Origin of the sequence: Marinilabilia salmonicolor, assembly GCF_003003035.1 — a bacterium.
GTDB classification, from domain to species: Bacteria; Bacteroidota; Bacteroidia; order Bacteroidales; family Marinilabiliaceae; genus Marinilabilia; species Marinilabilia salmonicolor_A.
In genome coordinates this window covers 273719-290600 of record NZ_PVTS01000003.1, presented here as the reverse complement: position 1 = coordinate 290600, position 16882 = coordinate 273719, and the positions used below count along the sequence as shown (strand labels likewise).

Sequence of the window (16882 nt, the reverse complement as noted above, 5' to 3'; positions counted from 1 at the left end):
GTTTTCCGAAATTATGCTGTGATGCAGTGATTTCCCCTAATAAGTCCTAAATTTGAAAAATATGATGCTATATATTGAAGCAATCCATAAAATCTTGATTTATGGGTAATAAGAATCTCAGTGGACCAAAGAACGGTAATCGTTTCTGGCATACGTTGGATAATGCGGCCAAAATTTTTCCGGCCATAATTACCCGGGAGGTAACTTCTGTGATTCGTGTTTCAGCAAAACTGACGGAACCGGTAAAGATTGATGCTTTCAGAAAGGCTGTGTTGATGGCAGAAGGGAGATTCCCCTACTATCTGATGCAGCTTCGCAAGGGTTTTTTCTGGTACTATCTGGAGCATTTACCGTACCATATTCCCATAGAATCGGACGAGGGAGAGTGCTGCAGAAAGTTTGAAAAGGGCGGTTTACTGCTTCGTTTTTTGATACGTGAAAATAGCATCAGTCTGGAAGTATCACATATTCTTACCGATGGTGGGGGAGCCTTTGATTTTCTTCGGACCGTATTGATTGGTTATTTTCAGGAGTGTGGTATCGATGTTCCTGAAGATTTTTCTTACAAGAAACCAAATGAGAAATGGTCGGAAGAAGAGTTCGAAGATGCCTACAAACGTTACTTTAGAGAGGATATTCCTCCAATGGTGCGAAGGTCCAAAGCATTCCATTTGCCATTCTCAATTAATTCTTCTCCACGTTTCCATCGGACCATTGTTGATGTCTCTATGGAGGATATTAAGCGGGTGACCAAAGAGAATAAGGTCAGTATTACTGTTTATTTGGCATCGGTCTATCTTTACATTCTTCAGGATGTTTTTGAACGCCTGAACCCTCTAACTAAAATGAAGATGTCAAAGATGTTACGTGTCCAGGTTCCTGTCAATCTGAGAAACGTTTTTTCCTCACAGACCATGCGGAATTTTTCATTATTTGTGATGCCTGAAATAGATTTGCGCCTGGGCCATTATTCATTTGAGGAAATACTACGCTCGGTGTATCATCAGATGGAGTTGGAGACCGAGGCCAAATTGATTAATAAAAACATTGCCCGCAACGTGGGAAGTGAGAAGAAATTATATGTTCGCAGTATTCCTCTTTTTATCAAGAGTTTAATTCTTAAGGCAAAATTTAATTCTCTGGGGACCAGCCAGTACAGTGGTGTGGTAACCAATCTGGGTAAAGTAGATCTTCCCCGAAGTGTTTCCGAAAAAATAAACCATTTTGTATTAACTGCTCCGCCACCAAACAAAATGTTAAAAGTGAGTTGTGCTGTGGTCGGGTTCAACGACCGTCTAACGCTTTGTTTTGGGAGTGTTGCCCGATCAAAGCAATTTGAAGAACGTTTTGTTGAATTTCTGAATGAGAGCAGAATCTCTGCAAAGTCAGACTTAAAAGAAGATTAATGAAGAATTGTCCAAACTGCGGGGTAACCCTTGATGAAAACGCCAATTTCTGTTCCTTATGTGGGGAGCCGTTGCTGGAGCGTAATGAAACCAATCTGGCTTTTATAGAAACACGTCAAAAGGAGCGGAAGGATAAGATTCTGACTGAGTACCGTAAACTGTCGGGATTCCAGAAAAGAAAGCTCTTTTTGAAGATCTCCGGCATGATATTGTTGTCCGGTATTTTTATCACGCTTGTGATTGATTTCGTGCTTAACGGAACACTTTCCTGGTCCCGCTATCCGGTTACAGTTGGTCTTGTTCTGCTGCTGAATATTACAATGGGCACTTTTTGGGCCCAAAGAGAGTTGCTTTGGGGTGGTTTAAGTTTTATTTCATCATCAGTACTGCTTGTCCTGCTTGATATATATTCAGGTAACTCCGGTTGGGGGATGCAACTGGGTATTCCGTTGCTCTTTGCGGCTTATGTTACGGTTCTCCTTCTTTTCAGGCTCATTCGGAGAGCAAGTCAAAAGGGACTCAATGTTGTTGCTTATTCTCTGGTTACTTCAGGAATACTTTGTATCTGTACAGAGGGGATTATCAATTTATACTGGTTCGATTCTTTAGATTTCAGGTGGAGCCTTATTGTAATGGCATCATCAGTTGTTACTGCGTCGTTAATGCTTTATGTTCACTATCGGCTAAAAAAGGTGACGGATCTGAAAAGATTTTTCCATATCTAGTGCCTTTTCATGAGGCTAGAAAATGGACCAAAGTTCATTCCACAGGTTCCGGTTCTGAACAAAATATAGAAAAAGTGCGCCCAGCCAACCGTGTAAAAGACCCAGTGCCCACAGATTGTTCCATCTGAACCAGGCTATGATAAAGACCACTTCCATGATAAAGGTGAAAACCATCAGTGGGAATGATGGATAGTGGGCCATTGCAAAGAGAAATGAGACAAGAATTATTACCTGATTTTGGCCAAGTTTCAGTGTGGTGATTGATCCCAGGTTTCCCGCGATTATTGCTATCATTACAAATTGTTGAATCAGACCCCAAAAGGGATAGAGAGCCAATACCGGAATGAGGTTCCACGACAGAGAAGATTCGCTTTCGGAAATGAGTATTCCGGGAATAATAAGGAGTGCCACCGGGATACCGAAAAGGAATGTTCTCTTAAAACCGGATCTCTGAAAGCCCCAGTTGTACAGAATTTGTTTGTTTGTCCGATATCTTCGCAGGATATAAACAATCCAAAACAGACAGGCACTGACAATATAAAAAACCCGCAATTCCAGCCAGTCCATCATAATATACTTCAATGCTCCTGTTGCGACAACCGCGTATATCTCGAACCATTTTCTTTTATCAGGCCCGGAGACCTTTTTGTCTTTGGTTGATGGAGAAGAAATGGATGAATCAGGCATAGAACGAGTGATATTTAATTTTGACCATGAAAGAGAAATGGAGATGGGACCCTTGATAAACAAAGATAATCAGATTTTTGGAGTAAGGCTGCTTGAAATGAATGTTTTGGAGGTGTTGTACTTACGGTTAAGACAAGTCCAACAGAAGTCCGGAATTGTGTAGCAAACAAAAAAGCCACTCACAGAAAATCCTCTGTAAGTGGCTTTTTATCAATGTGGGCCCAGTAGGGCTTGAACCTACGACTCCCTGATTATGAGTCAGGTGCTCTAACCAGCTGAGCTATGGGCCCGGCTACAGGGTTTTTCGCCTGAGCGGATGCAAAAATACAAAACCGGAACGAATATTCAAACATTAAAACCACAAATAAATCGTGTGAAGTTCCTTTTTGAAAATGTTTGGGACATTATAGGGTGGAGAGAGATAAGAATCTTAATTTTGACATTTCAAAATCAAGATTTATGTCTGTAAGAAACATCATATTCGATTTGGGAAATGTGCTCATTCCGCTAAAAAGGGAGGCTGCAAAGGATGCTTTTAGTAAATTACTAGCCGGGGAGATGAAGGGAACGGATGTGTTTTCTTTCAAAACCCTGGACTCTTTTATTGAATTTGAGACCGGGAAAATTTCATCCGCGCAGTTCCTGAAGAGCATCGGTCACTTTTTCCGACCGGATGTTACCAACGAGGATATTGTTGATGCATGGAACAAAATACTGGGCGATTTCCCGGAAGAGCATGTTGAGATGCTCAGGGATTTGGGAAAAGAATACCGTTTATTTGTGTTAAGTAATACCAACGAGATACATGCTCAGAAATATGAAAAAGAGGTTCCCGGAGTGGAGCACCTCGGAGACCTCTTTGAAAAGCTTTATTATTCCCATACTATGCGACTTCGTAAACCTCAGCCTGAAATATATGAACAGGTTCTGAGGGAGAATAACTTGAATGCTGCAGAAACCTTATTCGCCGATGATCTTGCAGAGAATCTTGAAACTGCCGGACGGCTGGGGATTCAGACGCTTCACATCACACCCGGCTTTGATCTGCCAGAATGGTTTCGAGGCTTTAGCAGGAGGTAGTGTTTATCTTTTTACCAGTACCCAAACTTCTTCTTTTCCTGGCTGAGAGCGTTCCTGCTGCATCTTGCTGATGGCTTCTTTCTTGTCGGAAAAACCCATATAGGAAACTTTGTAGAAGTCGCTGTTTTCGCCCCAGCTGCGCATAATCACTTCAGACTGATATCCCTGGTCGGTCAGTTCTTTTTTGAAAGACTCTGCATTGTCCTGACTTGAAAAACTGCCGGCAATAAGGAAGTATTTGTTGGGTTCTTTGGGAACCGGTTTGGGTTCCGGCTTAGGCTCTTCAACCTTTTTCGCAAGAGTATCGGGTTTGGGCGCCGGAGCTACCTTTTTAACAGGTTCTTTTTTGGGAGGTTCTTTCTTGTCCTTACAGGCCACTCCCAGTACCAGAAGTGCTGTAGCCAATAAAAAAATCTTCTTCATAATTGTGAAATTAGTTTGCTTAAAAGGCTCAAATAAGGCTTTAATAGTGCAATTTAAAAAATAAAGTTACAAATAAAGCTATTATTTGACCAACTTTGCAAAAAAATCAATCCACAAACTTGTAGCCAACCCCTTTAATGGTGCGGATGTGGTCTTGTCCGATCTTTTCCCGTAATTTTCTTATGTGAACATCAATGGTACGGTCGCCAACGATAATGTTGTCTCCCCAAACAGATGCATATATTTCGTCGCGGGTAAATACCCGGTCAGGCTTGGCAGCCAACAGCAGCAAAAGTTCGAATTCCTTTTTGGGGAGCGAAAGCTCTTTACTTCCGGAGGTAACCAGATATTTTTCCCGATCAATAATGAGGTCGCCCACGGTTATTTTATTGTCTTCTTCAGGCTCTTTGGAGGAGGTGCCGTGTGCGTAACGTTTCAGAAGCGCTTTTACGCGCGATATTAATACTTTGGGTTTAATTGGCTTGGTGATGTAATCGTCCGCGCCTGCATCAAAACCGGCAATCTGTGAGTAATCTTCGCCTCTTGCAGTGAGAAAAACAACCAGTGTATCCTTGAGGGCGGGTACTTTTCGTATCTCTTCGCAGGTTTCTATGCCATCCATTCCGGGCATCATCACATCCAGTACAATCAGGTGGGGGTTTTCTTCTTTGGCAATTTTTAATCCATCCTGTCCGTTGTTGGCTGTTCGTACCGAAAAACCTTCTTTTTTCAGATTGTATCCGATGAATTCCAGAATATCGGGCTCATCATCCACCAACAGTATTTTGTAATCTGATGTTTCGTTCATGATTTTTGGTTTGTTAGGTATGTCTTCTATTCTCTGATATCTAATAACTATTTTCAAGCTTTCTCCAGTGTAAAAGTAAACGATGTTCCCTTCCCTGGCGTACTGTTTACATTGATGGTTTGCTTATGTGCTTCAATGATGTGTTTCACGATTGCCAGTCCCAGACCAGTCCCTCCCTGTTCACGTGACCGGCTTTTGTCGGCACGGTAAAACCGTTCAAACACTCTGGGCAGATCACGTTCCGATATGCCCACTCCGTTGTCGCGTACTTCCACCAAAACCAGATTGTCCATATCGTAAAAGCTGATGGTTGTCTGGCCGCCATCTATACCATAATTGATGGAGTTGACAATAAGGTTGCTGATGACCTGAAAGATACGGGGTTTATCTCCTTTAACAAATATGTTTTTATCGGCACTCTTGCCGAATTTTAATTTAATTTTCCTCTTATCTGCGCGTACCTCTTGCAGATCAAAAGCTTCTTCTACCATTTGGTAAATATTGAATTTGGTGATATTCAGCTCCAGTTCGCCCGACTCCAGCTTGGAGATGGCTTCCAGATCCTCAATAATGGATATCATCCGGTCGATGCTTCTTTCTGTACGTTCCAGATAGAGCATATTGATTGCAGGATCATCGATGCCTCCCTCCAGTAAGGTAAGGATATAGCCCTGAATGTTAAAAACCGGGGTCTTTAATTCATGTGACACATTTCCCAGAAACTCTCTCCGGTATTTTTCAAGCTGACGAAGCTGTTGAATCTCCATGGTTTTCCCCTTCATCCACTCTGCAACTTCCCGGTTTACCTGAGAAAAAATATCGTCATGATTATCCTGAGACTCTTTTATGCCCGGTTTAAAATTATGAATCGACTTGTAGATGGGTTTGATCTTGGCATAAATGAACAGGCTGATGAGGTGATTGACTGCCGAAAAGGCGATTCCGGTAAACAGGGGAATGGTAATAAGCAGGGAGATGGGCAGGTTCGGGCTGAAATAATTGATTAAAAAGAACAGCAATGCAAGAACCAGAAATGTAATGGTAATATATCCAACAATTCTTTGTGGTGCAATAGACTTCATTCGTTTAAAAATTTACTTTTTGCTACACCTGTGTGCATGACAAATTTATATGAAAAAGAGCGTCTGCCTGCAATTAAAAAGAGGTATTCGGTATGTTAATTTTCTGTTAAGGCTCCGGAAGTGCCGAAAACATTAAAAATTACCCTAAATTTGAGAAAAATAGAGGCCGAAACCTAACAAAAATTTAATATTCGGGTTTGAAAAGAACCATTTTGGCCAATTATTTTTGCAGCTTAAACATACAGGAATATGACACTTGTCTGGACAATCGCTATTGTACTTTCACTGCTGGCCGTTATCGACCTGATTGTGGGAGTATCCAATGATGCTGTAAATTTCTTAAATTCTGCCATCGGAAGCAGGGTGGCCACGCGCCGTGCTATTTTCTGGATTGCCGGTGCAGGAGTGTTGCTGGGTACATTTTTTTCTGCAGGCATGATGGAGGTTGCCCGTAAAGGGGTTATTTATCCGCAAAGTTTCTTTCTCACGGAGCTGATGATTATTTTTCTGGCTGTAATGATTGTGGATATATTGCTGATTGACACCTATAATACGCTTGGTTTCCCGACATCCACCACCATTGCAGTTGTATTCGAACTTACCGGAGCTGCCCTGGCCATTGCTTTTATAAAGACGAGTGGTCCTCTTTCCGGAGAATCGGTTCTCTCGGATTACATAAATACAGGTCGGGTATTTCTTTTATTTTCAGGGATTTTGGTGTCTATTCTTTTTGCATTTCTGGCAGGTGCTTTGGTTCAGTTTATTTCCCGTTTGGTTTTTTCTTTCAGATATCAGGGACGTTTTCGACTGTTGCTTTCCATCTTCGGTGCTTTATCTGTTTCCGGTATTTTGTTTCTGATTTTCATGAAGGGAATTGATGCATCTTCTTTGTTGGATAATCCGATGGTTCACTGGACAGGAGAGCATCCGTTTTATACCTTCCTGATGATTTTTGTCGGAACCTTTTTTCTGCTCTATTTATTGGCCCTGTTGTTTCAGGTAGATATACCGAAAATGGTTGTTTTGTTTGGTACTTTTGCACTGGCCCTCTCTTTTGCAGCCAACGATTTGGTCAATTTCATCGGAGTTCCCCTTGCTGGCATTGAGAGTTTTCGTGCTTTTCTGACTTCGGGAGGTGGTATGTCTCCTGATTCTTTTGGCCTCTCTTTTCTGACTGATGCCTGGCTGAGAGATCATGGATTAGGAGATTGGGTTTATGGAGCATTTTTCCTGGGTTCCGGAATTGTTATGATTCTGACACTTTTTTATTCCCGTAAGGCACGATCTGTCACAGAGACAGAAGTATATCTCGGACGGCAACATTCCGGGCAGGAGCATTTCGAGCCATCACAGCTTTCACGGATACTTGTTCGCCAGTTTTTGCGGTTTTATGGCAGAGCTGATGGCCTTTTACCGACTAATTTGCGCAGGTTTATTTCTGCAAAGTATCAAAAAAGTGATGATGAAGCCGAGGGAAAGAAAGTGGACGGGGTTATTTATTTTGATACTTTGCGTGCTTCGGTAAACCTGGTCGTTGCCAGCATTTTAATAAGTCTGGGTACCTGGTGGGGATTTCCGTTGTCCACCACGTTTGTCGTTTTCATGGTTGCCATGGGGACTTCACTGGCCGACCAGGCATGGGGAAGAGAAAGTGCCGTATATCGCATTTCAGGTGTTCTGTCCATTCTCGGAGGCTGGTTTATCACTGCCTGCCTGGGTTTTCTGGGTGCTTTCATTCTTACTCTTCTGCTATGGTGGGGAACATGGATTACAATGGTAGCTGCTTTAGGGTTTATGGTTTTTTATTTGGTGAAAAGTACCAGATACCATCGGAGGCGTCAGGAAGAAAAGGAAAAATTTAAGAAAGAATTCAGCAACGAGATTGCTCAGAATATTGGCTGGATGAGAAATGCCGGAAGCGAGACCATCAGAAAAATGTTGCTTGAGTCCTCCAAAATTTATCTTTTGTTGGTTCAGGGATTGCTGGAGGAAGATGCTGTCAAATTGCTTGAAGTTAAAGAAAAAACGGAAGGGCTTCGGGGGCGCGTAAAAGGAGCAAAAACAGAATTCTTCAGGGCTATGAGCAATATGCCTGAAGAGTCACAGGATCCCGGTCAGTTTTTTATTCAGGCACTGGATTACCTTACAGAGTTGTCCAATACTTTGATGGCAATGGTAAATCCCGTTTGTGATCATGTGAAAAATCAGCACAAAGGGCTGGTGGAGTATCAGCGTGAAGATTTAACGGGTATTTTGGAAGAGACCACTTCCTTTTTTAATTTTATGGTTCATCTGGAGAAAGATAAAAAGTTTGCCATGTTACCTGAGTTGGTTCAGCGACAACAGGCTCTTTTTTCGTTAATTGAAGGATTCAGACTTAATCATATCAGAAAAATCAGATCGGGTCACGGAAAAACGAGGATTAATATTATTTATATGGAGTTATTGGGTGAAACCCGAAATCTGGTAACTTATTCCGTTAACCTGGTAAAATCGTTGAAGAGTTTTTTCGAATAAGATAAGGACTGTTGATAGCGCCCATTAAAATTCTTTTATTTAGAATAATAGTTGTAACTTTCTCTATTCAAACCGGAAAGGAGGTTTTTTTTCAGACACTTGCTGTCCGTTTGAAAGAATTATTCTATTTCTAACTAAATTATTTTACCATGGGACTTATCTTATCCATTGTTATCGGTATTCTTGCCGGGTATCTTGGCAGTATTATTTTCAAAGGTTCAGGTTTGGGCCTTATTTGGAACCTGATTGTTGGGCTGATTGGAGGTGTGATAGGAGGTGCTTTATTTGAATTTCTAGGATTTCATGGTCAGGGTATCATCTGGCAGCTAATTGCTGCTACCGTTGGTGCCATCATTCTTTTATGGATTGTTTCTCTGTTAAGGAGAAAGTAATCACGGTAAGGCATTAATGTTTTGATGTCCGGATATTTGCCATTTTGAGATTTTTTCTTTTCCAACTTTCGAAGAGAAAATTAAGGGCCTTTAACCGGACATCATTATTTTTGTCTCAAAACACTTCTTATGATTATTGACGGTATTCTTCTTTTGCTTCTTTTGGTATGCATTATTCTTCTTGCTGTTTTGCTGGTTCGTTCGCCACGACACAAGAATGATGATTTGCAAAACGTCATACGCAATTTGATAAAGGAAGAGCTGCGAGATAATCGGACTGAACTGGGAAATTCACTTCAACAAAACCGTCAGGAGTTGTCTCACAATCTTGACAGGCTTACCGGAGTTCTGCAGGAACAGTTGTTTAAAATGCAGGAAGGAATGGACCGCAATGCTCATTCCAATCGTCAGGAATTGTCTCATTCTTTGAAAAATTTCGGTGAATCATTTTCCAATAATGTTGCTGATTTTAAGAATCTTCAGAAGCAGCGCTTTGATGACATGGCCCGAAAGCAGGATGATTTGGTGAAATCGACTGAAGAGCGGCTGGAGAAAATGCGCCAGACAGTAGATGAAAAATTGCACAAAACCCTGGAGGAAAGGCTGGGAAATTCATTCCGATTGGTTACAGAACGTCTGGAAGCCGTACGTGAAGGTCTGGGAGAGATGAAAAGCATGGCGGGTGAAGTAGGCGATCTCAAGAGAGTGCTCAGTAATGTCAAAACACGTGGTGTGCTCGGAGAGATTCAGCTGGGTAACATTCTTGAACAGATTATGGCACCTGAACAATATGAAAAAAATGTAAAAACCAGACGTGATTCATCAGGGCATGTGGAGTATGCCATTAAACTCCCCGGAAGCAGCGATAACGGAGAAGCTGTGTATATGCCTGTTGATGCCAAGTTTCCGCAGGAGGATTATGCACGGTTGCAGGTGGCCTTTGATAAGGGTGATGCAGACGGTATGGCATTGGCCACCAGACAACTGGTGACTGCCGTTAAGAAATCGGCCGCCGAGATTCGTGATAAATATCTGGATCCACCCCATACGACCGATTTTGGCGTTTTGTTTTTGCCTGTAGAGGGACTCTATGCGGAGGTGGTGCGTCAGCCCGATCTGGTTGCTGTGCTGCAACGCGACTTTAAAGTAATTGTGACCGGTCCCACCACATTGGCTGCTATGCTGAACAGTTTGCAAATGGGATTTCGTACGCTGGCCATTCAAAAACGGAGCAGTGAAGTGTGGGAAATTCTTGGTGCCGTAAAAACACAGTTTGGGGAGTTTGGCAAAGTGTTGCGCAAGGCTCAGGAGCGACTCAATCAGGCCAATAATGAAATAGAAACGCTGGTAACTACCCGTACCAATGTGATGATGCGAAAACTCCGCCAGGTGCAGGAGTTACCTGCAGATAAGAGCAAAGAGCTGATGGAAACCCTGGAAGAAAATGATGGTGATTAGCAAATAAAACCTAAGCCTAATGCCTGACCTTTTTAAAAAATACCTCTCCGGTATCGCTGCTCTCGTTTTTCCGGAAATATGCCGGGGCTGTGGCGAATGGCCGGGAGTGGAGCGCACTGCTTTATGCAGGAGCTGTGAGTCGAAAATGCCCCGTACCTGGTTCGAGAAAGTGCCCGGCAATCCGACGGAACAAATCTTTTGGGGAAGAGCGAAAATTGAATTTGCCTCTTCCTTGTATTTTTATAGGAAAGGGGAATTACTTCAACAAATTATCCATCAGCTCAAATATAAAGGCGATAAAAAGGCGGGAGTTTACCTGGGGCGTTTAGCGGGTCGTTTTCTGGTAAAAGAAGCCCTGGCCGGTGAAATTGACTGCATCGTGCCGGTTCCACTCCATCCGAAAAAGCAGAGACTTAGGGGATATAACCAAAGTCAAATTATTGCCCGGGGCATTGGTGAAATTACACGGTTACCGGTAAATACGGAATCTGTCATCCGGACAGTACATTCTGCAAGTCAAACCCGCAGAGGGCGCTACGAAAGGTGGCAAAATGTGGAAGGTATTTTTAAAGTGCTTCATCCACATCTTTTCCAAAACAAGCATGTGTTGGTTTTAGATGATGTGATTACCACAGGTGCCACCATTGAGGCGCTTTGCACTGCATTTGAACAAGTAACCGATGTCCGGATTTCGGTGCTGACCATTGGCATTGCAGCCGGTTGAAACGCGTTCCGAATGTTCGGGGCCCGTTTCTTCCGACCTTGAAAAGTGAATTTTAAACGGATGAGCGATCCATTTTTAATAATTCAGGGCTTTGCCCGTGGCAGCCAGAAAAATATCCAGAGATCGCAATTTATCTTTGATGGCTATGAGTTTGTCGAGCCTCATAAAGCCGATCTTGTAGTGATATTTGGGGCCATGGTATTCTTCGGAAATCGATTTGAACTCGAAGTTCTCCAGTACTTCCGGGTTGCTGTATCTGAGGTAAACTTCTATGGTTCCCTCTTTAAAATACTTGAAGCCCCCAAAATAATTGGCCTTTTTGTACTCGTATCGGTAATGATGTGCCAGAGCTGTAATGTCAGATAAAACCGCTGCTCCGGTTGGATGCCCGCCTGCTCCTTTTCCAAACATAAACTGCTTGTCGTAAGCAACCCCCTTGATTACCACACCGTTGAATTCATCTTCAACGCTGTAAATGTATTTGTCGCGGGTAACAAAGCGGGGTAGCACAAAAAGTGCGATTTTCTTGTCACGCAGACGCTCCACCTGCCCTACCAATTTAATTTTATATCCCTTTTCGCGGGCGTAATTGATGTCAAACTCTGAGATGTTGGAAATGCCATAGTTGAGCACCTCATCGGGTGATACCACGACTCCGAAGCTGTGCATGGTAAGAATAATCAACTTGAACAGAGAATCGAAACCATCCACATCAAAAGATGGGTTGGATTCAGCAAACCCCAGTTCCTGTGCTTTTTTCAGAGCATCGGAATAGCTTTCGTTGTTGTCAAAAACTTTTGAAAGTATGTAATTGGAGGAACCGTTGAGGATGCCTGTAACCGATAGCAATAAGTCGTTGTCGTAATATTCTTCCAGGTTCCGTATGACAGGAATACTACCACATGCCGAGGCTTCATAAAGCAAAGAGACATTGTTTTCTTTGGCGAGAGCCATCATCTCGGTGAGATTTTCGGCCAGCATTTTTTTGTTGGCGGAAACCACATTTTTTCCTTTCTGAAGTGCTTTTTTTACAATGAAATAGGCATCATCCGCATTGTCGATTAGTTCCACAATGGTGTTGATGCCTGTGTCATTCAGAATTTCATCCGGCTCATAACAAAACATTTCATCGGGAAGCGACCGTTTTACCTGTCGTTTCACACAAATTTTCTTGACTTCGGCTTCCAGCGCCGGACTCTTCTCAAGAACATCGTATAGGCCTTTGCCTACAACGCCGAATCCGAAAAGACCAATATTTAATTTTTGACGTGACATTTTTTTAAGTTTTTGCGGAAGTGAGTTTTTTGCTTGTTTATTTAACCGGGTTATTTGTGAACCAATCAGGTCTCAGAAAAGCGAGGCATTCAGTTTGGTTACACCATATGTCTGTCTTATGATTAAGGTCGGTTGAAAACTCTTTACAAAAGAGAAAATGGTTCTGATATCAGAAATTACATCTGAATATCAGAACCAAAATAGTTATGACCAAAGGTACGAACATTTTTGTCTTTGCAACAAAGCAATCAGAACAGGTTTTCCTGTTTTGATAGAAACCATTAACCCGGATATTGGTTATTCCTGGTTTCAATTCACATCTCCGGGGATAAAAGTCTCATACCTTTATCAAAGACGTTGTTTCAGACAGCCTTTATTTTCCAACCTTCTCAAAAGCGGCAGACAGATCAGCTTTGATATCATCAATATGCTCGATGCCCGTGGAAAGTCTCAAAAGTCCGGGTTCAATACCAGCAGCTTTTTGTTCTTCTGCCGAAAGCTGTTCGTGGGTTGTGGAACTCGGATGAATGATAAGGGTTTTTGCATCACCCACGTTGGCCAAATGACTAACCAGTGATAAGTTGTTGATGAACTGGTCGGCCGTTTCTGGGCCACCCTTAATTTTGAAACTCAGTACTCCTCCAAAACCGCGTTTCAGGTACTTTTGAGCAAGTTCATGATAAGGACTTGATTTCAGTCCGGGATAGTTGACATATTCTACCTGCGGATGATTTTCCAGCCATTGAGCCAGTTTCAGGGCATTTTCCACAGTACGCTCAACCCTTAGCGAGAGTGTTTCCAGCCCTTGCAGAAGAAGGAAAGCATTAAAAGGACTCAGGGCGGGTCCAAAATCGCGAAGTCCCTCCACTCTGGCACGAATGGCGAAAGCAATATTGCCAAACGGTCCGTCAGCACCGAATACTTCCCAGAACTTCAGTCCGTGGTAGCCTTCCGAGGGCTCTGTGAAAGCAGGAAATTTTCCGTTGCCCCAGTTGAAGTTTCCGCCATCCACGATTACACCCCCAATGGAGGTTCCGTGTCCACCAATCCACTTGGTGGCTGACTCTACTACCACATTGGCACCATGCTCCAGTGGTCGGAAAAGGTACCCACCGGCACCAAATGTGTTATCCACAATAAGAGGGATGCCGTGTCTGGCAGCAATTTCACCCAGTTTTTCAAAATCCGGAATGTTAAATCTGGGATTTCCAATGGTTTCCACATAAAGAGCTTTGGTGTTTTCATCTATTTTTGATTCATACTCAGCAGGGTCATCGCTTTCCACAAATTTAACCTGGATGCCCAGTCGTTTAAACTGTACCTTGAACTGATTGTAGGTTCCCCCGTAAAGGTTTGGTGTAGCTACGAAATTATCGCCTGCTTCCAGAAAGTTGGTAATGGCGATGAATTGAGCGGCCTGGCCGGAACCTACTGCCACCGCTGCAACTCCACCTTCGAGTGCGGCAATTCGCTTCTCAAAAACATCGGTAGTGGGGTTCATTATTCGGGTGTAGATGTTTCCGAATTCTTTCAGACCAAAGAGGTTGGCTGCGTGTTCCGAGTCGTTAAAAACGTACGAGGTGGTTTGGTAAATGGGCACTGCCCGCGAGTTGGTGGTTGGATCCACTTCCTGTCCTGCATGTAATTGCAGTGTTTCAAATTTAAAATCAGACATAGTTTTAAGAATTTATAGGTTAATTAAAATAAAAAATTCCTGACCGGTTGCTGTGACGCACCGGTATCTGATTTAATTTGAACTCAAATTTTGTCGGAAAATTCTGGAAAGATACAGATATGATGCGTCACAAGACTTATGCCATGAACATAGACATTCGTCCCATCATCATACCTGTTGTGGTAGTGAAGGAGATTCCGCAGTTATTTGTTGCGGCAACCGAAATGATATTTTCGATGTTTTGCTTCATTCAATAAATTATCTCTGTGCAAATATGGACAACTTTATCCAAAATACAAACAGTTGCAATAATTTTTTTGAAAAAAGTTGCAATCTGATGCCCAAAACCCTCCCTGGCTTCTATAATGCAAGCTTGATTTTCTGCTGAACTCCAATGATTTTTTTTTCAAATAGTGAAAAAAAACGAATGATTTGCTTTTCTCTGATGTCAAAAGGATGAAAACAAATTAAAAAGATAGTATTATGAAAAAGGTAGTTTTAACTTTAGCATTGGTAGCAGGTTTTGCTTTTGCAGCCAATAACGTGAATGCACAAACCAAATCTGATAATGATCAGAAAAAAGAAACAACAGAAAATGTACGCACCGGATTTGTGGATAACAACAATGATGGTGTTTGTGACAATTATGATGGTAAACGACCCGGTAAAGGGTTAGGCCCCGGAAATGGTAACGGTGAGGGGCGCGGACAAGGAAAAGGCCTTGGTCGTCGTGGAAACGGACAGGGACGTGGAGGTAATGGAAATTTTGTTGACTCCAACAAAAACGGAACCTGTGATAACCAGGAAAACGGAACCGGACGTTTGCGTGATGGAAGTGGCAGAGGTCAGGGAAATGCCCCCGTTAAGTAGTTTCGGGCTATAAACTAAGTAAAATTTGTTTATAGTAATGTGTTTGTCAAGAAAGTGCCAGTTACAAGCGTAACGCAGTAAATGGTACTTTATGGACAAACATTAAATGATGCGGCATACAAAATATGTTTAACTTCGTAACAGGACTGGGAGAGATGCAGTGTATTTGCATCTCTTCATTTCTATAAATGTAATTGCAGTTTTCCGGAAGAATAAATGCAGACAACCCCGACAGACATTGATTTGGTGCAACAGGCACAGGAAGGTAAAACCGAAGCCTTTTCCGTGCTGGTGGACAGATATCGTCAGAAAGTGTTTCAAACATGCATGGGGTTTCTGCACAATACGGATGATGCAGAGGATCTGACTCAGGAAATTTTTGTAAAAGCATGGAATGCACTGGAATCTTTTGACAGGCGTGCTGCATTTTCCACCTGGTTATACCGGATATCCGTAAACAAAGCCATCAATCAGACACGAAGGAATAAATTAAGAACTTTTACCGGCATTAATGATGAGGTGACAGAATCGGGATATGCCGACGAAGATGCTGAGAACAATCTGATGCGTAGTGAACAGCGTGAACAGATAAAAAATGCGGTCAGTAAGTTAAAGACCAGGCAAAAAAAGGCATTTGTATTGTTTTATTATCAGGAATTGAGTCTGACAGAGGTTGCAGATGTTTTGGAAATGTCACCCAAAGCTACTGAGAGCCTTATATTTAGGGCAAGGAAAAAATTACAGGGATTGCTGTCCCGTTAAAAGCATAGAAGAATGACATGTAAAGAATTTAATAATCAGTTGGCCCTGCTTCAGCAGCCCGGTGAAGTTCCCCGGGAAATGGAGGTGCACATGAGCAATTGTGTGTCATGTATGGAAGCGTTTGAAAAAACGAAGTTGCTTTTTGATTTTGTGGCAGAAGAAAAGGCGAAAAAGATTTCTCCTTTTGTAACGACCAGAATCATGGCCCAAATAGAAAGTGCTGAGAAACCCGGGAAGGTGATGGTTCGTCCTGTTCTTGCATCTGTCTTTTCGTTGGTCGTTTTACTGATGGGTTTTTTCTCTGCCAGTCTCTTTACCAGTTCCGAACCGTCGTCGCTGGCTGACACCTCTGAGGTAATTGCCACCGATTATTTTTTCTCTGACAATCCGGGGTCGCAATTGGAGGACATCTGGCTTAATACTTATTCTTATGAATAAAAGACAAATCATATTTTTTATCCTTATTTCGGTAATTGCTTTTGTTGTCGGATGGGGGCTATTTCAGTGGTGGTATTCACCCCCTGTTTCTTCTACTGATGAGGAGCAAACCGAAACGGTGTATCGAAACATACCGGGATCCACCAACCCCGGAGTTGGGGCCGGGTTTAATCAGATGGTCAGTGTTCTGGAGTTTTCGGAAGAGCAAATTGCAGATTTTTCCCAAATTGAACGTCAGTACCGCCAACAAGCTGCTTTGTATCTGGAACAACTCGACAGCATTGACCTGAATATCCTGGATGAGATAAAGAAAGAGCATCCCGATGAAAATCGATTGGATGAGCTGGCTGAGAAATCCGGAGATATTCAATTTGCCTTGAAGAAAGCCACCTCAGATCATTTTCTTCAGATTAAAGAACTTTGTACCCCCGATCAAAGGGAACGTTTTAATGAGGTCATTTCCGGAATAGACCGGTACCGGCGTGGCCGCGGCCCCGGAAGAGGGCCGGGCAACCGGCAAAACGGGCAGAGAAGGGGATGGAGAAACAGGTAACTGTTGG

General features: G+C 42.6%; 18 protein-coding genes and 1 tRNA gene. 12 read left to right on the top strand and 7 right to left on the bottom strand.

The window, feature by feature from the left end:
• Window positions 1-101 precede the first annotated feature (101 nt).
• Together BY457_RS04605 and BY457_RS04600 are read left to right on the top strand one after the other, a co-directional pair.
• Window positions 102-1406 (top strand): hypothetical protein, encoded by a 1305-nt coding sequence (locus BY457_RS04605; protein WP_106152135.1) that lies wholly within the window; start codon window positions 102-104, stop codon window positions 1404-1406.
• Window positions 1406-2131, top strand: a complete 726-nt coding sequence (locus tag BY457_RS04600; RefSeq protein WP_106152134.1) for a DUF6320 domain-containing protein — start codon at window positions 1406-1408, stop codon at window positions 2129-2131. The genes BY457_RS04605 and BY457_RS04600 overlap by 1 nt, the downstream gene beginning before the upstream one ends.
• Window positions 2132-2146: 15 nt before the next feature.
• Here the strand turns inward: BY457_RS04600 and BY457_RS04595 are convergent, their stop codons facing one another.
• Together BY457_RS04595 and BY457_RS04585 are read right to left on the bottom strand one after the other, a co-directional pair.
• Window positions 2147-2818: a CPBP family glutamic-type intramembrane protease gene (locus tag BY457_RS04595; RefSeq protein WP_106152133.1), complete on the bottom strand. Its 672-nt coding sequence runs from the start codon at window positions 2816-2818 to the stop codon at window positions 2147-2149.
• A 216-nt stretch (window positions 2819-3034) separates the two neighbouring features.
• Window positions 3035-3108, bottom strand: a tRNA-Ile gene (locus BY457_RS04585).
• 169 nt (window positions 3109-3277) lie between these two features.
• On the opposite strand from BY457_RS04585, the gene BY457_RS04580 reads away from it, so the two are divergent.
• On the top strand, window positions 3278-3898 hold the full coding sequence (locus BY457_RS04580) for an HAD family hydrolase (RefSeq protein ID WP_106152131.1): 621 nt from the start codon (window positions 3278-3280) through the stop codon (window positions 3896-3898).
• Between the two features lie 3 nt (window positions 3899-3901).
• Here the strand turns inward: BY457_RS04580 and BY457_RS19280 are convergent, their stop codons facing one another.
• The 3 genes from BY457_RS19280 to BY457_RS04565 form a co-directional block, all read right to left on the bottom strand.
• On the bottom strand, window positions 3902-4321 hold the full coding sequence (locus BY457_RS19280) for an SPOR domain-containing protein (protein WP_106152130.1): 420 nt from the start codon (window positions 4319-4321) through the stop codon (window positions 3902-3904).
• Between the two features lie 106 nt (window positions 4322-4427).
• A complete protein-coding gene (locus tag BY457_RS04570; protein ID WP_106152129.1) occupies window positions 4428-5129 on the bottom strand; it encodes a response regulator transcription factor in 702 nt (233 codons plus the stop codon).
• 53 nt (window positions 5130-5182) lie between these two features.
• Window positions 5183-6211 (bottom strand): sensor histidine kinase, encoded by a 1029-nt coding sequence (locus tag BY457_RS04565; protein WP_106152128.1) that lies wholly within the window; start codon window positions 6209-6211, stop codon window positions 5183-5185.
• 249 nt (window positions 6212-6460) lie between these two features.
• Here BY457_RS04565 and BY457_RS04560 point away from each other — a divergent pair, with 249 nt between their 5' ends.
• From BY457_RS04560 to BY457_RS04545, 4 genes are all read left to right on the top strand, one after another.
• Window positions 6461-8728: an inorganic phosphate transporter gene (locus BY457_RS04560; protein ID WP_106152127.1), complete on the top strand. Its 2268-nt coding sequence runs from the start codon at window positions 6461-6463 to the stop codon at window positions 8726-8728.
• Window positions 8729-8877: 149 nt separating this feature from the next.
• Window positions 8878-9120, top strand: a complete 243-nt coding sequence (locus tag BY457_RS04555) for a GlsB/YeaQ/YmgE family stress response membrane protein (RefSeq protein WP_106152126.1) — start codon at window positions 8878-8880, stop codon at window positions 9118-9120.
• Between the two features lie 129 nt (window positions 9121-9249).
• Window positions 9250-10578 carry a DNA recombination protein RmuC gene (rmuC, locus tag BY457_RS04550; RefSeq protein WP_106152125.1) on the top strand — a complete coding sequence of 443 codons (1329 nt, stop codon included), beginning with the start codon at window positions 9250-9252 and terminating at the stop codon, window positions 10576-10578.
• Window positions 10579-10597: 19 nt separating this feature from the next.
• The gene (locus BY457_RS04545) at window positions 10598-11302 is read left to right on the top strand and encodes a ComF family protein (RefSeq protein ID WP_106152124.1); all 705 of its coding nucleotides are present in this window, start codon (window positions 10598-10600) and stop codon (window positions 11300-11302) included.
• 75 nt (window positions 11303-11377) lie between these two features.
• Here BY457_RS04545 and BY457_RS04540 read toward each other — a convergent pair whose 3' ends face one another.
• Both BY457_RS04540 and BY457_RS04535 read right to left on the bottom strand, forming a co-directional pair.
• Window positions 11378-12577 (bottom strand): homoserine dehydrogenase, encoded by a 1200-nt coding sequence (locus tag BY457_RS04540; protein WP_106152123.1) that lies wholly within the window; start codon window positions 12575-12577, stop codon window positions 11378-11380.
• A gap of 373 nt (window positions 12578-12950) precedes the next feature.
• A complete protein-coding gene (locus BY457_RS04535; protein WP_106152122.1) occupies window positions 12951-14252 on the bottom strand; it encodes an O-acetylhomoserine aminocarboxypropyltransferase/cysteine synthase family protein in 1302 nt (433 codons plus the stop codon).
• Window positions 14253-14371: 119 nt separating this feature from the next.
• Between BY457_RS04535 and BY457_RS18975 the strand changes: the two genes are divergently transcribed.
• From BY457_RS18975 to BY457_RS04515, 5 genes are all read left to right on the top strand, one after another.
• Complete coding sequence (locus BY457_RS18975) at window positions 14372-14509, top strand: hypothetical protein (RefSeq protein WP_181256369.1); 138 nt, start codon at window positions 14372-14374, stop codon at window positions 14507-14509.
• A gap of 226 nt (window positions 14510-14735) precedes the next feature.
• The gene (locus BY457_RS04530) at window positions 14736-15122 is read left to right on the top strand and encodes a hypothetical protein (protein WP_106152121.1); all 387 of its coding nucleotides are present in this window, start codon (window positions 14736-14738) and stop codon (window positions 15120-15122) included.
• A 216-nt stretch (window positions 15123-15338) separates the two neighbouring features.
• The gene (locus BY457_RS04525; protein WP_106152120.1) at window positions 15339-15884 is read left to right on the top strand and encodes an RNA polymerase sigma factor; all 546 of its coding nucleotides are present in this window, start codon (window positions 15339-15341) and stop codon (window positions 15882-15884) included.
• A 12-nt stretch (window positions 15885-15896) separates the two neighbouring features.
• Complete coding sequence (locus BY457_RS04520; RefSeq protein WP_106152119.1) at window positions 15897-16322, top strand: hypothetical protein; 426 nt, start codon at window positions 15897-15899, stop codon at window positions 16320-16322.
• Complete coding sequence (locus BY457_RS04515) at window positions 16315-16875, top strand: Spy/CpxP family protein refolding chaperone (RefSeq protein ID WP_106152118.1); 561 nt, start codon at window positions 16315-16317, stop codon at window positions 16873-16875. The genes BY457_RS04520 and BY457_RS04515 overlap by 8 nt, the downstream gene beginning before the upstream one ends.
• The last annotated feature ends 7 nt before the right edge of the window (window positions 16876-16882 follow it).

What these genes read in the sequence shown, in the direction of transcription:
- BY457_RS04605 (WP_106152135.1), top strand. Translation starts at nt 102, where the DNA reads ATGGGTAATAAGAATCTCAGTGGACCAAAGAACGGTAATCGTTTCTGG.
- BY457_RS04600 (WP_106152134.1), top strand. Translation starts at nt 1,406, where the DNA reads ATGAAGAATTGTCCAAACTGCGGGGTAACCCTTGATGAAAACGCCAAT.
- BY457_RS04595 (WP_106152133.1), bottom strand. Translation starts at nt 2,818, where the DNA reads ATGCCTGATTCATCCATTTCTTCTCCATCAACCAAAGACAAAAAGGTC.
- BY457_RS04580 (WP_106152131.1), top strand. Translation starts at nt 3,278, where the DNA reads ATGTCTGTAAGAAACATCATATTCGATTTGGGAAATGTGCTCATTCCG.
- BY457_RS19280 (WP_106152130.1), bottom strand. Translation starts at nt 4,321, where the DNA reads ATGAAGAAGATTTTTTTATTGGCTACAGCACTTCTGGTACTGGGAGTG.
- BY457_RS04570 (WP_106152129.1), bottom strand. Translation starts at nt 5,129, where the DNA reads ATGAACGAAACATCAGATTACAAAATACTGTTGGTGGATGATGAGCCC.
- BY457_RS04565 (WP_106152128.1), bottom strand. Translation starts at nt 6,211, where the DNA reads ATGAAGTCTATTGCACCACAAAGAATTGTTGGATATATTACCATTACA.
- BY457_RS04560 (WP_106152127.1), top strand. Translation starts at nt 6,461, where the DNA reads ATGACACTTGTCTGGACAATCGCTATTGTACTTTCACTGCTGGCCGTT.
- BY457_RS04555 (WP_106152126.1), top strand. Translation starts at nt 8,878, where the DNA reads ATGGGACTTATCTTATCCATTGTTATCGGTATTCTTGCCGGGTATCTT.
- rmuC (WP_106152125.1), top strand. Translation starts at nt 9,250, where the DNA reads ATGATTATTGACGGTATTCTTCTTTTGCTTCTTTTGGTATGCATTATT.
- BY457_RS04545 (WP_106152124.1), top strand. Translation starts at nt 10,598, where the DNA reads ATGCCTGACCTTTTTAAAAAATACCTCTCCGGTATCGCTGCTCTCGTT.
- BY457_RS04540 (WP_106152123.1), bottom strand. Translation starts at nt 12,577, where the DNA reads ATGTCACGTCAAAAATTAAATATTGGTCTTTTCGGATTCGGCGTTGTA.
- BY457_RS04535 (WP_106152122.1), bottom strand. Translation starts at nt 14,252, where the DNA reads ATGTCTGATTTTAAATTTGAAACACTGCAATTACATGCAGGACAGGAA.
- BY457_RS18975 (WP_181256369.1), top strand. Translation starts at nt 14,372, where the DNA reads ATGATGCGTCACAAGACTTATGCCATGAACATAGACATTCGTCCCATC.
- BY457_RS04530 (WP_106152121.1), top strand. Translation starts at nt 14,736, where the DNA reads ATGAAAAAGGTAGTTTTAACTTTAGCATTGGTAGCAGGTTTTGCTTTT.
- BY457_RS04525 (WP_106152120.1), top strand. Translation starts at nt 15,339, where the DNA reads ATGCAGACAACCCCGACAGACATTGATTTGGTGCAACAGGCACAGGAA.
- BY457_RS04520 (WP_106152119.1), top strand. Translation starts at nt 15,897, where the DNA reads ATGACATGTAAAGAATTTAATAATCAGTTGGCCCTGCTTCAGCAGCCC.
- BY457_RS04515 (WP_106152118.1), top strand. Translation starts at nt 16,315, where the DNA reads ATGAATAAAAGACAAATCATATTTTTTATCCTTATTTCGGTAATTGCT.